Here is a 15,118-nt window from a genome sequence, read left to right as displayed (position 1 = left end):
GGCCGGCCCAGCCGGGGATCAGTCGAACTCCGGGGGCTCCTCGTCCCAGCCGAACTCCGGGTCCGCGTCCGGAGCGGGGGTCCGGGCGGGCGGCGCCTCCTCCTCCGTGCGAGCCGCCGGTGCGGTGGGCGCTTCCGCCGCGGCCGACGGGGCCGCCTCCCCCAGCCCGGCGAGCACCTCCAGCACACCCTCGCCGTACGTCGCCAGCTTCTTCTCGCCCAGTCCGCCGACCCCTCCCAGCTCCGCGAGGGAACCCGGACGCAGCGCCGCGATCTCCCGCAGGGTCGCATCGTGGAAGATCACGTACGCCGGGAGGCCCAGCTCCTTTGCCTGGGCGCCGCGCCAGGCGCGCAGCGCCTCGAAGACCGGGACGGCCTCCGCGGGGAGGTCTGCCACCGCGGCCGCCGCCTTGCCCTTGCGCTCGCCCCTGGAGGACCGGGTCGTCGGCTTCTTCGGCTCCTTGCGCAGCAGCACCTCGCGCTCCCGGCCGAGCACCGAACCGCTCTCCTCCGTCAGCACCAGCGTGCCGTACTCGCCCTCGACGGCGAGCAGCCCCTGGGCCAGCAGCTGGCGCACCACGCCGCGCCACTCCGCCTCGGCGAGCTCCTCGCCGATACCGAAGACCGAGAGCTGGTCGTGGTCGAACTGGATGGTCTTCGCCGTCCTGCGGCCCAGCAGGATGTCGATGACCTGCCCGGCCCCGAACTTCTGGTTGCGCTCGCGCTTCAGCCGGACGACGGTCGACAGCAGCTTCTGCGCGACGACCGTGCCGTCCCAGGTCTCGGGCGGGGTGAGGCAGGTGTCGCAGTTGCCGCAGGCCTCCTCCCCGGGCTCCTGGCCGAAATAGGTCAGGAGCTGGGCGCGGCGGCACTTCACGGTCTCGCAGAGCGCCAGCATCGAGTCGAGGTGCGAGGCCGCACGGCGCCGGAAGGCCTCGTCGCCCTCGCCGCCCTGGATCAGCTTCCGCTGCTGGACGACGTCCTGGAGGCCGTAGGCCATCCAGGCCGTGGACGGTGCGCCGTCGCGGCCGGCGCGGCCGGTCTCCTGGTAGTACCCCTCGACGGACTTCGGCAGGTCGAGGTGCGCGACGAAGCGCACGTCGGGCTTGTCGATGCCCATGCCGAAGGCGATCGTCGCGACGACGACCAGGCCCTCCTCGCGCAGGAAGCGCGCCTGGTGGTTCGCGCGCGTCCCGGCGTCCAGACCCGCGTGGTAGGGCACCGCCTCGATGCCGTTGCGGCTGAGGTATTCGGCGGTCTTCTCCGTCGAATTGCGCGAGAGGCAGTAGACGATGCCCGCGTCCCCCGGGTGCTCCTCCTGCAGGAAGGTGAGCAGCTGCTTCTTCGGGTCGGTCTTCCCGACGATGCGGTACTGGATGTTGGGCCGGTCGAAGCTGGCGACGAAGTGCGCGGCCTCGGGCATGCCCAGGCGCTGGGTGATCTCGCGGTGGGTGGCGTCGGTCGCCGTGGCCGTCAGCGCGATGCGCGGCACGTCGGGCCAGCGCTCGCCGAGGACGGACAGGGCCAGGTAGTCGGGGCGGAAGTCGTGGCCCCACTGGGCGACGCAGTGGGCCTCGTCGATGGCGAAGACGGAGATCTCGCCGCGGGCCAGGAGGGAGAGCGTGGAGTCGAGGCGCAGCCGCTCGGGTGCCAGATACAGCAGGTCGAGCTCGCCGGCCAGGAACTGGGCCTCCATCGTGCGGCGCTCGTCGAAGTCCTGCGTGGAGTTCATGAAGCCGGCGCGGACACCGAGGGCCCGCAGGGCGTCCACCTGGTCCTGCATGAGGGCGATGAGGGGGGACACCACGATGCCGGTGCCGGGCCTGACGAGGGCCGGGATCTGGTAGCAGAGCGACTTGCCGCCGCCCGTGGGCATGAGCACGACCGCGTCGCCGCCGCCGACCACGTGGTCGATCACCGCGCCCTGCTCACCGCGGAAGGCCTCGTACCCGAACACCCGGTGCAGCGTCTCCCGCGCCGTGTTCTCGGTGGTCACACTCATCGTTCCCGTCCGCCCGTCCGTGCCGTCCGACTCTCCTCTGCAACCATAGGCGCCGCGTACGACAACGCCGGACGGGCTTGACTTCCTGGCCCGTCCGGCGTCCTCGTGTGCTGCGGTGCGTTACCGCACGAACACTCCCGCCTGGCTCGCCAGGTCCAGGAAGTACTGCGGGGCGAGGCCCAGCACCAGCGTCACGGCGACGCCGACCGCGATCGTCGTCATCGTCAGCGGGGAGGGGACGGCGACCGTGGGGCCGTCCGCCTTGGGCTCGCTGAAGAACATCAGGACGATGACCCGGATGTAGAAGAACGCCGCGATGGCCGACGAGATCACACCGACCACGACGAGTCCGCTCGCGCCGCCGTCCGCCGCCGCCTTGAAGACGGCGAACTTGCCGGAGAAGCCCGAGGTGAGCGGGATTCCCGCGAAGGAGAGCAGGAAGACCGCGAAGACCGCAGCCGTCAGCGGCGAGCGCCGGCCGAGCCCGGCCCACTTCGACAGGTGCGTCGCCTCGCCGCCCGCGTCACGCACCAGCGTGACGACGGCGAAGGCGCCGACGGTCACGAAGGAGTACACGCCCAGGTAGAAGAGGACGGACGAGACGCCCTCGGGGCTGGACGCGATCACGCCGGCGAGGATGAAGCCCGCGTGGGCGATCGAGGAGTAGGCCAGGAGCCGCTTGATGTCGGTCTGGGTGATCGCGACGATCGCACCTCCCAGCATCGTGACGATCGCGACCCCCCACATGACGGGACGCAGGTCCCAGGTGAGACCGGGCAGCACCACGTACAGCAGGCGCAGCAGCGCGCCGAACGCGGCGACCTTCGTGGCCGCCGCCATGAAGCCGGTGACCGGGGTCGGGGCTCCCTGGTAGACGTCCGGGGTCCACATGTGGAACGGCACCGCGCCGACCTTGAAGAGCAGGCCCGCGAGGATCATCGCCGCGCCGATCAGGAGAAGCGCGTCGTTGCCCATGGTGCCGGCGAGCGCCGGATCGATGTCCTGGACCGTGCCGTCCACGACGTTCGCGATGCCCGCGTACGAGACGGTGCCCGCGTAGCCGTAGAGCAGGGCGATTCCGAAGAGGAAGAACGCCGACGAGAAGGCACCCAGCAGGAAGTACTTCACGGCCGCTTCCTGCGACATCAGCCGCTTGCGGCGGGCGACGGCACACAGCAGGTACAGCGGGAGGGAGAAGACCTCCAGCGCGACGAACAGCGTCAGCAGGTCGTTGGCCGCGGGGAAGACCAGCATCCCCGCCACGGAGAACATGGCCAGCGGGAAGACCTCGGTGGTGGTGAAGCCGGCCTTGACCGCCGCCTTCTCCCCTTCGCTGCCGGGGACCGAACCGGCCTGCGCGGCGAAGGAGTCCACGCGGTTGCCGTGCGAGGCCGGATCGAGGCGCCGCTCGGCGAACGTGAAGACGGAGACCATCGAGACGAGCAGGATGGTGCCCTGGAGGAACAGCGCCGGGCCGTCGACGGCGATGGCCCCCATCGCGGCGATGTGCGCGCTCTTCGAGGCGTATCCGTCGGCGGCGAGCCCGATCACCGCGGCGAACGCGGCGGCGAGGGCGACCACGGTCAGGGCGACCTGCGTGGTGTAGCGGGCCCGTCGCGGGACGAACGCCTCCACCAGGATTCCGAGGACGGCGACGCCGACCACGATGAGGACGGGCGCCAGTTGGGCGTATTCGATGTCCGGCGCGGTGAACGCGTCGCCCGGAGCAGCGGATGTCACCCCGCCCGCCGTCGTCCACAGACTGTGGACAGCTGTTGCGCTCACTTGGCGGCCTCCACCTCGGGCTGGGGGTCCTTCTTCTGTACGTCCTGCATGGTGTGCTGCACCGCCGGGTTGACGACATCGGTGAGCGGCTTCGGGAAGACGCCCAGGAGGATCAGCAGGGCGATCAGCGGCACTGCGACCGCCAGTTCACGGACCTTGAGGTCGGGCATGCCCCCGATCCCCTCCCTGACCGGCCCCGTCATCGTCCGCTGGTAGAGGACGAGGACGTAGAGCGCGGCGAGCACGATGCCGACGGTCGCGACGATGCCGGCCACCGGGTACGCGCTGAACGTGCCGACCAGGACGAGGAACTCGCTGACGAACGGGGCGAGACCGGGCAGCGAGAGCGTGGCCAGGCCTCCGATCAGGAAGGTGCCGGCCAGCACCGGGGCGACCTTCTGCACCCCGCCGTAGTCGGCGATGAGCCGCGAACCGCGCCGGGTGATCAGGAATCCGGCGACCAGCATCAGCGCGGCCGTGGAGAGACCGTGGTTCACCATGTACAGCGTCGCGCCCGACTGGCCCTGGCTCGTCATCGCGAAGATCCCGAGCACGATGAAGCCGAAGTGCGAGATCGACGCGTACGCGATGAGCCGCTTGATGTCGCGCTGGCCGACCGCGAGCAGGGCGCCGTAGACGATGGAGATCAGCGCGAGGACGAGGATGACCGGCGTCGCCCACTTGCTGGCCTCCGGGAACAGCTGGAGGCAGAAGCGGAGCATCGCGAAGGTGCCGACCTTGTCGACCACCGCGGTGATCAGGACGGCGACCGGAGTCGTCGACTCCCCCATGGCGTTGGGCAGCCAGGTGTGCAGCGGCCACAGCGGGGCCTTCACCGCGAAGGCGAAGAAGAAGCCGAGGAACAGCCAGCGCTCGGTGCTGGTCGCCATCTCCAGCGAGCCGTTGGCCCGGGCCTCGGCGATCTCGGAGAGCGAGAAGCTCCCCGCGACGACGTAGAGCCCGATGACCGCGGCCAGCATGATGAGGCCGCCGGCGAGGTTGTAGAGGAGGAACTTCACGGCCGCGTAGCTGCGCTGCGCCGCCGCGTTCTCGTCGCTGCCCGAGTGCGCGCGGTCCCCGAAGCCGCCGATGAGGAAGTACATCGGGATGAGCATGGCTTCGAAGAGGATGTAGAAGAGGAAGACGTCGGTGGCCTCGAACGAGAGGATCACCATCGCCTCCACCATCAGGATCAGCGCGAAGAAGCCCTGGGTGGGACGCCACCGGGAGGAGGCCGTCTCCAGCGGGTCGGCGTCGTGCCAGCCCGCCAGGACGACGAAGGGGATCAGCAGCGCGGTCAGCGCGATGAGCGCGACCCCGATGCCGTCGACCCCGAGTTCGTACCGGACCCCGAAGTCCCTGATCCAGGCGTGGGATTCGGTGAGCTGGTAGCGGTCGCCGCCCGGTTCGAAGCGGGCGAAGACGATGCCCGCGAGGACCAGGGTGCCCAGCGAGACGAGCAGCGCGAGCCATTTGGCGGCGGTGCGGCGCGCGGCCGGGACCGCGGCGGTGGCGATCGCGCCGATCGCCGGGAGCGCCGCCGTCGCTGTCAGGAGGGGAAAGGACATGATCAGACCGCCCTCATCAGCAGGGTCGCGGCGATGAGTACCGCCGCGCCGCCGAACATCGAGACCGCGTAGGAGCGGGCGTAGCCGTTCTGCAGCCTGCGCAGCCGGCCGGAGAGCCCGCCCATCGAGGCGGCCGTGCCGTTGACGACGCCGTCGACCAGGCTGTGGTCGAGGTAGACCAGGGACCGGGTGAGGTGTTCGCCGCCGCGGACCAGGACCACGTGGTTGAAGTCGTCCTGGAGGAGGTCGCGGCGGGCCGCCCTGGTGAGCAGCGAGCCGCGCGGGGCCACGGCCGGCACCGGCCTGCGCCCGTACATGGCCCAGGCGATGGCGACACCGATGACGAGCACCACCATGGTGGCGGCGGTGACGGTGGCCGCGCTGACCGGGGCGTGCCCGTGGTCGTGGCCGGTGACGGGCTCCAGCCAGTGCAGGAACCGGTCGCCGACGGAGAAGAAGCCTCCGGCGAAGACCGACCCGAAGGCCAGCACGATCATCGGGATCGTCATCGACTTCGGCGACTCGTGCGGGTGCGGCTCGTGGCCCTCCGCGTCCGGCTGCCAGCGCTTCTCGCCGAAGAACGTCATCAGCATCACGCGCGTCATGTAGAACGCGGTGATCGCGGCGCCCAGCAGGGTGACCGCTCCGAGGATCCAGCCCTCGGTGCCGCCCTTGGCGAAGGCCGCCTCGATGATCTTGTCCTTGGAGAAGAAGCCGGACAGGCCCGGGAAGCCGATGATCGCGAGGTAGCCGAGTCCGAAGGTGACGAAGGTGACCGGCATGTACGTCCGCAGGCCTCCGTACCTCCGCATGTCCACCTCGTCGTTCATGCCGTGCATGACCGAACCGGCGCCGAGGAAGAGCCCGGCCTTGAAGAAGCCGTGCGTGACCAGGTGCATGATCGCGAAGACGTAGCCGATGGGGCCGAGGCCCGCGGCGAGGATCATGTAGCCGATCTGCGACATCGTCGAGCCCGCGAGGGCCTTCTTGATGTCGTCCTTCGCGCAACCGACGATCGCACCGAAGACGAGCGTGACCGCGCCGACGACCACGACGACCAGCTGGGCGTCGGGCGCGCCGTTGAAGACGGCGGCGGAGCGGACGATGAGGTAGACGCCCGCGGTCACCATGGTGGCGGCGTGGATGAGGGCCGAGACCGGGGTCGGGCCCTCCATCGCGTCACCGAGCCAGGACTGCAGCGGCACCTGGGCCGACTTGCCGCAGGCCGCGAGGAGCAGCATCAACGCGATCGCGGTGAGCTTGCCCTCGCTCGTGTCCCCGGTCGCGGCGAACACCGGGCCGAAGGCGAAGGTGCCGAAGGTCGTGAACATCAGCATGATCGCGATGGACAGGCCCATGTCGCCGACCCGGTTGACCAGGAAGGCCTTCTTGGCGGCGGTGGCCGCGCTGGGCTTGTGCTGCCAGAAGCCGATGAGCAGGTACGACGCCAGACCGACGCCCTCCCACCCGACGTACAGCAGCAGGTAGTTGTCCGCGATGACCAGGACGAGCATCGCCGCGAGGAACAGGTTGAGGTAGCCGAAGAAGCGGCGCCGCCGCTCGTCGTGCTCCATGTACCCGATGGAGTAGATGTGGATCAGCGTGCCCACACCCGTGATCAGCAGGACGAACGTCATCGACAGCTGGTCGAGCTGGAAGGCCACGTCGGCCTGGAACCCCTCGACGGGGATCCAGCTGTACAGGTGCTGGTGCAGGGCGCGGTCCTCGGCGCCCTTGCCCAGCATGTCGGTGAACAGCACCGCACCGATGACGAAGGACGCGGCGGCGAGCACCGTGCCGATCCAGTGTCCGGCCCGGTCGAGCCGGCGGCCGCCGCAGAGCAGCACAGCCGCTCCGAGCAGGGGCGCCGCGACCAGCAGCGCAATCAGGTTTTCCACGATTCCGACCCCTTACAGCTTCATCAGGCTGGCGTCGTCGACCGAGGCCGAGTGGCGGGAGCGGAACAGCGACACGATGATCGCGAGCCCGATGACGACCTCCGCGGCGGCGACGACCATCGTGAAGAAGGCGATGATCTGGCCGTCGAGGTTGCCGTGCATGCGGGAGAACGTGACGAGCGTGAGGTTGCAGGCGTTGAGCATCAGCTCGACGCACATGAACACCACGATCGCGTTCCGCCTGATCAGCACACCGGACGCGCCGATCGTGAACAACAGGGCCGCGAGGTAGAGGTAGTTGACCGGATTCACTTGGCGACCTCCTCCTCTTCCTCCACGCGGTCGCCGGCCGTGCCGCGGTCACGGCCCAGTCGCTCCACGGAGCGCTGTTCCAGTGCCTTGAGGTCGGCGAGCGACTCGCTGGACACGTCTCGGATCTGTCCGCGTTGCCGCAGGGTCTGCATGACGGTGAGCTCGGACGGGGTGCCGTCCGGGAGCAGTCCCGCGATGTCCACGGCGTTGTGCCGGGCGTAGACACCGGGGGCGGGCAGCGGCGGAAGGTGGCTGCCGCGCACGCGCTCCTGGGAGAGCTCCCGCTGCGTCTTCGCGCGCTCCGTGCGCTCGCGGTGCGTGAGCAGCATCGCGCCGACGGTCGCCGTGATCAGCAGGGCGCCCGTGATCTCGAAGGCGAAGACGTACTTGGTGAAGATGAGGTTGGCCAGGCCCTCGACGTTCCCGCCGTACCTCGCGTTCGCCGCACCGAGGCCGTTGAACGACGTCAGCGACGCCTGGCCGATGCCGGCGATCAGGAGGATGCCGAAGCCGAGTCCGCAGGCGGCGGCCAGCCAGCGCTGGCCCTTGAGGGTCTCCTTCAGGGAGTCCGCCGCCGTGACACCGACGAGCATGACCACGAAGAGGAACAGCATCATGATGGCGCCGGTGTAGACGACGACCTGGACGATGCCCAGGAAGTACGCGCCGTTGGCGAGGTAGAACACCGCCAGCACGATCATGGTCCCGGCGAGCGACAGCGCGCTGTGCACCGCCTTCTTCATCAGGACCGTGGAGAGTGCGCCGATGACGGCGACGGTGCCGAGCAGCCAGAACTGGACGGCCTCGCCGGTCGAGGTGGCGGTGGCGGCTGCGGCCAGGGCGGGGCTCATACGTCCACCTCCTTCTCTCCCTTGGAGACGGCGGTCTGGCGCTCCGTGCCGGCTGCGGCCTCGGTCACCAGACCCCGGTAGTAGTCCTGTTCGTCCATGCCGGGGAAGATCGCGTGCGGGCTGTCGACCATGCCCTCGTCGAGGCCCGCGAGCAGCTCGTCCTTGGTGTAGATGAGGCTCTCGCGGGTGGTGTTGGCGAGTTCGAAGTCGTTGGTCATGGTCAGTGCCCGGGTGGGGCACGCCTCGATGCAGAGTCCGCACAGGATGCAGCGCGCGTAGTTGATCTGGTAGACGCGGCCGTAGCGCTCCCCCGGGGAGTAGCGCTCCTCGTCGGTGTTGTCCGCGCCTTCGACGTAGATCGCGTCCGCGGGGCACGCCCAGGCGCACAACTCGCAGCCGACGCACTTCTCCAGCCCGTCCGGATGACGGTTCAGCTGGTGCCGGCCGTGGAAGCGCGGCGCCGTCACCTTCGGCGTCTCCGGGTACTGCTCGGTCAGCCGCTTCTTGAACATGGCCTTGAAGGTCACGCCGAAGCCGGCCACAGGATTCTGGAACTTCTCCCCTGAGGGGTCCGTGGAGTCAGACACCGTCGGCCTCCCTTCCGTCACTCGCACTTCCGGCACCCACGTGTTCGTCACTCCGAGTGTCCGGTCCACCACTGACAACGAGCTCCCGCTCCCGCCGCGCACTGCGGCGCGGTACCGGCGGCAGTGTCTGGCCGGGCAGCGGCGGTACGGGGAAGCCGCCGGCCATCGGGTCGAAGGCCGGCTCGGGTCCGGCCTCCTCCTCGGCGGCCTTGGCCCTGCGGTCGCGGAAGATGTCCGCCACGAAGGAGACCAGCAGGACGGCGATGACGGCCCCCGCGACGTACAGCAGGATGCTGGAGAACTCGTAGCCCTCGTTGTTCAGCGCCCTGACGGTGGCGACCAGCATCAGCCAGACCACCGAGACCGGGATCAGGACCTTCCAGCCGAGCTTCATCAGCTGGTCGTAGCGGACCCGGGGCAGCGTGCCGCGCAGCCAGATGAAGAAGAAGAGGAGCAGCTGCACCTTGAGGACGAACCAGAGCATCGGCCACCAGCCGTGGTTCGCGCCCTCCCAGAAGGTGCTGACCGGGTACGGGGCCCGCCAGCCGCCCAGGAAGAGGGTCACGGAGACCGCGGAGACGGTGACCATGTTGACGTACTCGGCGAGCATGAACATCGCGAACTTGATCGACGAGTACTCGGTGTTGAAGCCGCCGACGAGGTCGCCCTCGGACTCCGGCATGTCGAACGGGGCCCGGTTGGTCTCACCGACCATCGTGACGATGTAGATGATGAACGAGACCGGCAGGAGCAGGACGAACCACCGGTCCTGCTGCGCCGCCACGATCTCGGACGTCGACATCGAGCCCGAGTAGAGGAACACCGACGCGAACGCGGCGCCCATCGCGATCTCGTAGCTGATCATCTGGGCGCAGGAGCGCAGACCGCCGAGCAGCGGGTACGTCGATCCGGACGACCAGCCGGCCAGCACGATGCCGTAGATGCCGACGGAGGCGACCGCGAGGATGTACAGCATCGCGATCGGCAGGTCAGTCAGCTGCATCGCGGTGCGGTGACCGAAGATCGAGACCTCGTTGCCGGACGGGCCGAAGGGGATCACGGCGATCGCCATGAAGGCCGGCGCCGCCGCGATGACCGGGGCCAGGATGTAGACGACCTTGTCGGCACGCTTGACGACCACGTCCTCCTTCAGCATCAGCTTGATGCCGTCGGCGAGCGACTGGAGCATGCCCCAGGGTCCGTGCCGGTTGGGGCCGATGCGCAGCTGCATCCAGGCGACGACCTTGCGCTCCCACACGATGGAGAAGAGCACGGTCACCATCAGGAACGCGAAGCAGAAGACCGCCTTGACGACGACGAGCCACCAGGGGTCCGTGCCGAACATGGAGAGGTCCTCGGCCGCGAGGACACCGCCCTGCGGCGCCGCGGCGAGTTGGGCGAGGCCGGTCACTCTCCTACCTCCGATGTCACGACGTGGGAACCCGGGGCGGCCGGACCGATCCGGACCAGCCCGCCCGGCTGGGCACCGGTGTCGGCGGGGACGCCCCGGCCGACGGAGTTGAGGGGCACCCACACCACCCGGTCCGGCATCTCGGTGACGGCCAACGGGAGTTCGGTGGTGCCGGCGGGGCCGGTGACGGCGAGCAGATCGCCGTCCTTCACCCCGGACTCGGCGGCGGTGGCCGCGGAGAGCCGGGCGACGGCGGCGTGCCGTGTGCCGGCCAGTGCCTCGTCGCCCTCCTGGAGACGGCCCCGGTCGAGCAGCATCCGGTGGCCCGCGAGGACCGCTTCGCCGTCGCCGGGCCGGGGCACCGGACGGGACGTGGCCCGGGGGTCCTCGGCGTGGCCGCCCTGCCATCCGCCGAGGCGGTCGAGCTCGCGGCGGGCCGCCCTCAGGTCGGGCAGGCCCAGGTGCACGTCGAGCGCGTCGGCCAGCATGTGCAGTACCCGGGCGTCGGTCGGGCAGAGCGTCCGCGGCAGCTGCTCGGGCTTGAGCGCGGCCTCGAACATCCGCGCCCGGCCTTCCCAGTTGAGGAAGGTGCCGGGCTTCTCCGCCACGGCGGCCACGGGCAGGACCACGTCGGCGCGCTCGGTGACCGCGCCGGGGCGCAGCTCCAGCGAGACCAGGAAGCCGACCTCGTCGAGCGCGCGCAGCGCCCCCGCCGGGTCGGGCAGGTCCTCGGGGTCGACGCCCCCGACCAGCAGCGCGGCCAGCCCGCCGTCTGCGGCGGCCTCCACGATCTGGCCGGTGTCGCGGCCGAATCCGGCGGGGAGTTCGGCGACGCCCCACACGGACGCCACCTCCTCCCTGGCCCGCGGGTCCGTGGCGGGACGGCCGCCGGGCAGCAGCGACGGCAGCGCGCCCGCCTCGATCGCACCCCGTTCACCGGCCCGGCGCGGAATCCACACCAGAGCGGCGCCGGTGGCGGCGGCGGTCCGTACGGCGGCGCTCAGCGCGCCGGGCACCGCGGCGAGCCGCTCACCCACGACGATCAGGGCGCCCTCGGCGCGCAGTGCCTCGGCCGCGACGGCACCGTCGCCCTCCAGGCCGACACCGCCCGCGAGGGCGTCCAGCCATTCGGTCTCCGTGCCCGGTGCGGCGGGCAGCAGCGTGCCGCCCGCCTTCTCCAGGCCGCGGGTGGCGTGCGAGGCGAGCGCGAACGTCCGCTGCCCGTGCTTGCGGTGGGCCTTGCGCAGCCGGAGGAAGACGCCGGGCGCCTCCTCCTCGGACTCGAATCCGGCCAGCAGGACGGCCGGGGCCTTCTCCAGCGTGGTGTACGTGACCCCGCTGCCGTCCAGGTCGCGTCCCCGTCCGGCGACGCGGGCGGCCAGGAAGTCGGCCTCCTCGCCGCTGTGCACGCGCGCCCGGAAGTCGACGTCGTTCGTGCCGAGGGCGACCCGCGCGAACTTGCTGTAGGCGTAGGCGTCCTCGACGGTCAGCCGGCCTCCGGTGAGGACCCCGGTCCTGCCGCGCGCCGCCGAGAGCCCGGCCGCCGCGGCTTCCAGCGCCTCGGGCCAGCTCGCCGGCTCCAGCACACCGTCCGCGTTGCGTACCAGCGGAGTGGTGAGCCGGTCGCGCTGCTGGGCGTAGCGGAAGCCGAAGCGGCCCTTGTCGCAGAGCCACTCCTCGTTCACCTCGGGGTCGTTGGCGGCGAGCCGCCGCATGACCTTGCCGCGCCGGTGGTCGGTCCGGGTCGCGCAGCCTCCGGCGCAGTGCTCGCACACCGACGGCGTCGACACGAGGTCGAACGGCCGGGAACGGAAGCGGTACGCCGCCGAGGTGAGCGCCCCCACCGGGCAGATCTGGATGGTGTTGCCGGAGAAGTACGACTCGAAGGGGTCGCCCTCGCCGGTGCCGACCTGCTGGAGGGCGCCACGCTCGATCAGTTCGATCATCGGGTCGCCCGCCACCTGGTTCGAGAACCGCGTGCAGCGCGCGCAGAGCACGCAGCGCTCACGGTCCAGCAGCACCTGGGTGGAGATGGGAACGGGCTTCTCGAACGTGCGCTTCTTCCCGTCGAAGCGGGAGTCGGCGCCGCCGTGCGACATCGCCTGGTTCTGCAGGGGGCACTCGCCGCCCTTGTCGCAGACCGGGCAGTCCAGCGGGTGGTTGATGAGCAGGAGCTCCATCACCCCCTTCTGGGCCTTCTCCGCGACCGGCGAGGTGATCTGCGACTTCACGACCATGCCGTCGGTGCACGTGATGGTGCAGGAGGCCATCGGCTTGCGCTGGCCCTCGACCTCGACGATGCACTGCCGGCAGGCGCCGGCCGGGTCGAGGAGGGGGTGGTCGCAGAAGCGCGGGATCTCGATGCCGAGGAGCTCGGCGGCGCGGATGACGAGGGTGCCCTTCGGCACGCTGATCTCGATGCCGTCGATCGTGAGCGTGACCAGGTCCTCGGGCGGGATGGCCGCCTCGCCGCCCCCGGAGGGCGCACTCGTGGTGACTGTCATGCGTTCACCCCCCGGTGAGCGTTCTTGTCGTCTTTGTCGTCGGCCCAGAGGGTCGACCTGGCGGGATCGAAGGGACAGCCCTTGCCGGTGATGTGCTGCTCGTACTCCTCGCGGAAGTACTGCAGCGAGGAGAAGATCGGCGAGGCGGCGCCGTCGCCGAGGGCGCAGAAGGACTTGCCGTTGATGTTGTCGGCGATGTCGTTCAGCTTGTCGAGGTCGGCCATCTCGCCCTTGCCGGCCTCGATGTCGCGGAGCAGCTGGACGAGCCAGTAGGTCCCTTCGCGGCAGGGCGTGCACTTGCCGCAGGACTCGTGGGCGTAGAACTCGGTCCAACGGGTGACGGCCCGCACCACGCAGGTGGTCTCGTCGAAGCACTGCAGCGCCTTGGTGCCGAGCATGGATCCGGCGGCGCCGACGCCCTCGTAGTCCAGCGGGACGTCGAGGTGCTCCTCGGTGAACATCGGGGTGGAGGAGCCGCCGGGGGTCCAGAACTTGAGGCGGTGCCCGGCCCGCATGCCGCCGCTCATGTCGAGCAGCTGGCGCAGGGTGATGCCGAGCGGGGCCTCGTACTGGCCGGGACTGGTGACGTGCCCGCTGAGCGAGTAGAGCGTGAAGCCCGGGGACTTCTCGCTGCCCATGGACTTGAACCAGTCCTTGCCCCTGTGCAGGATCGCGGGAACCGAGGCGATGGACTCGACGTTGTTCACCACGGTGGGGCAGGCGTACAGACCGGCGACCGCGGGGAAGGGGGGCCGCAGCCGGGGCTGGCCGCGTCGTCCTTCCAGCGAGTCGAGCAGCGCGGTCTCCTCACCGCAGATGTAGGCGCCCGCGCCCGCGTGCACCGTGAGTTCGAGGTCGAGCCCCGAGCCGAGGACGTCCTTGCCGAGGTAGCCGGCCTCGTAGGCCTCGCGCACCGCCTCGTGCAGCCGCCGGAGCACGGGCACGACTTCGCCGCGCAGGTAGATGAAGGCGTGCGAGGAGCGGATCGCGTAGCACGCGATCACGATGCCTTCGATCAGGCTGTGCGGGTTGGCGAAGAGGAGCGGGATGTCCTTGCAGGTCCCGGGCTCCGACTCGTCGGCGTTGACGACGAGGTAGTGCGGTTTTCCGTCGCCCTGCGGGATGAACTGCCACTTCATCCCGGTGGGGAACCCGGCGCCGCCGCGCCCGCGCAGACCGGAGTCCTTGACGTACGCGATGAGGTCGTCGGGAGCCATGGCCAGGGCCTTGCGCAGCCCCTCGTAGCCGTCGTGGCGGCGGTAGGTCTCCAGGGTCCAGGACTCCGGCTCGTCCCAGAAGGAGGAGAGGACGGGGGCCAGGAGCTTCTCCGGGCTGGTCCCGTTCTTGTCGATCTCGGCTGCCAAGGTCATCACTCCCCCTCCTCGGCGGTGGGCCCGGCCGGGTTCGCCGGGTCGGAGGCCGAGGTCTGCTGCGGCGCGTCATGCGAGCTGAGGTGCTCGGTCGGTGAGGGGTCGTGCGTCACGGAGTCCTGCGGGGACTCGCCTCGCGGCCCGACCACGCGTGCCGCCGTGACGCCCTCGCCCCTGGCGAGCTTCAGCCCCACCAGGGATGCCGCGCCCGCTCCGCCGGTGGCCTCGACGGCGCCGGGGCGCTGGTCGGGGAAACCGGCCAGGATGCGTGCCGTCTCCTTGTAACTGCACAGCGGGGCGCCGCGGGTGGGCTCGACGGTGCGGCCGGCGATCAGGTCGTCGACGAGCTTCGTGGCGCTCTCGGGCGTCTGGTTGTCGAAGAACTCCCAGTTGACCATCACAACGGGCGCGAAGTCGCAGGCCGCGTTGCACTCGATGTGTTCGAGGGTGATCTTGCCGTCGTCGGTCGTCTCGTCGTTGCCGACGCCCAGGTGGTCCTTGAGCCGGTCGAAGATGGCGTCGCCGCCCATGACCGCGCAGAGGGTGTTGGTGCAGACCCCGACCTGGTAGTCGCCGCTCGGACGGCGGCGGTACATCGAGTAGAAGGTGGCGACCGCCGTGACCTCGGCGGTGGTGAGGCCGAGCTGGTCCGCGCAGAAGGCCATGCCCGTGCGCGAGACGTACCCCTCCTCGGACTGCACCAGGTGCAGCAGCGGGAGCAGCGCGGAACGGCTGCCGGGGTAGCGGGCGATCACCTCCTTCGCGTCCGCTCCGAGCCGGGCGAGCACGTCGGCCGGGTAGGCGGGGGCGGGGAGCTGCGGCATCCCCAGG

At 70.3% G+C, this 15,118-nt stretch carries 11 protein-coding genes; all 11 read right to left on the bottom strand.

Annotated features, from left to right (window positions below):
• Window positions 1-18: 18 nt before the first annotated feature.
• Window positions 19-2,001: a DNA helicase RecQ gene (gene recQ / locus ACFYY2_RS05465; protein ID WP_388737363.1), complete on the bottom strand. Its 1,983-nt coding sequence runs from the start codon at window positions 1,999-2,001 to the stop codon at window positions 19-21.
• A gap of 120 nt (window positions 2,002-2,121) precedes the next feature.
• On the bottom strand, window positions 2,122-3,786 hold the full coding sequence (nuoN, locus tag ACFYY2_RS05460; RefSeq protein ID WP_388737360.1) for an NADH-quinone oxidoreductase subunit NuoN: 1,665 nt from the start codon (window positions 3,784-3,786) through the stop codon (window positions 2,122-2,124).
• Window positions 3,783-5,354, bottom strand: a complete 1,572-nt coding sequence (locus ACFYY2_RS05455; protein ID WP_388737357.1) for an NADH-quinone oxidoreductase subunit M — start codon at window positions 5,352-5,354, stop codon at window positions 3,783-3,785. Before ACFYY2_RS05455 ends, nuoN begins: the two co-directional genes overlap by 4 nt.
• Window positions 5,355-5,356: 2 nt before the next feature.
• Window positions 5,357-7,252, bottom strand: coding sequence for an NADH-quinone oxidoreductase subunit L (nuoL, locus tag ACFYY2_RS05450; RefSeq protein ID WP_388737354.1), 1,896 nt, complete (start codon window positions 7,250-7,252; stop codon window positions 5,357-5,359).
• 12 nt (window positions 7,253-7,264) lie between these two features.
• Window positions 7,265-7,564: an NADH-quinone oxidoreductase subunit NuoK gene (nuoK, locus tag ACFYY2_RS05445; protein ID WP_327115797.1), complete on the bottom strand. Its 300-nt coding sequence runs from the start codon at window positions 7,562-7,564 to the stop codon at window positions 7,265-7,267.
• Window positions 7,561-8,415 (bottom strand): NADH-quinone oxidoreductase subunit J, encoded by an 855-nt coding sequence (locus ACFYY2_RS05440; RefSeq protein ID WP_388737351.1) that lies wholly within the window; start codon window positions 8,413-8,415, stop codon window positions 7,561-7,563. Before ACFYY2_RS05440 ends, nuoK begins: the two co-directional genes overlap by 4 nt.
• Window positions 8,412-9,002, bottom strand: coding sequence for an NADH-quinone oxidoreductase subunit NuoI (nuoI, locus tag ACFYY2_RS05435; protein ID WP_388737348.1), 591 nt, complete (start codon window positions 9,000-9,002; stop codon window positions 8,412-8,414). The genes ACFYY2_RS05440 and nuoI overlap by 4 nt, the downstream gene beginning before the upstream one ends.
• Window positions 8,995-10,413 carry an NADH-quinone oxidoreductase subunit NuoH gene (gene nuoH / locus ACFYY2_RS05430; RefSeq protein WP_388737346.1) on the bottom strand — a complete coding sequence of 473 codons (1,419 nt, stop codon included), beginning with the start codon at window positions 10,411-10,413 and terminating at the stop codon, window positions 8,995-8,997. The genes nuoI and nuoH overlap by 8 nt, the downstream gene beginning before the upstream one ends.
• Window positions 10,410-12,917: an NADH-quinone oxidoreductase subunit G gene (locus ACFYY2_RS05425; protein WP_388737344.1), complete on the bottom strand. Its 2,508-nt coding sequence runs from the start codon at window positions 12,915-12,917 to the stop codon at window positions 10,410-10,412. The genes nuoH and ACFYY2_RS05425 overlap by 4 nt, the downstream gene beginning before the upstream one ends.
• On the bottom strand, window positions 12,914-14,287 hold the full coding sequence (gene nuoF / locus ACFYY2_RS05420; RefSeq protein WP_388737342.1) for an NADH-quinone oxidoreductase subunit NuoF: 1,374 nt from the start codon (window positions 14,285-14,287) through the stop codon (window positions 12,914-12,916). The genes ACFYY2_RS05425 and nuoF overlap by 4 nt, the downstream gene beginning before the upstream one ends.
• Complete coding sequence (gene nuoE, locus ACFYY2_RS05415) at window positions 14,287-15,111, bottom strand: NADH-quinone oxidoreductase subunit NuoE (RefSeq protein WP_388738576.1); 825 nt, start codon at window positions 15,109-15,111, stop codon at window positions 14,287-14,289. The genes nuoF and nuoE overlap by 1 nt, the downstream gene beginning before the upstream one ends.
• Between the last annotated feature and the right edge of the window lie 7 nt (window positions 15,112-15,118).

The organism is Streptomyces sp. NPDC001822 (genome assembly GCF_042892135.1).
GTDB lineage: Bacteria > Actinomycetota > Actinomycetes > Streptomycetales > Streptomycetaceae > Streptomyces.
Note: the sequence above shows the minus strand (reverse complement) of the source record. Positions and strands in the feature narration are given on the sequence as shown.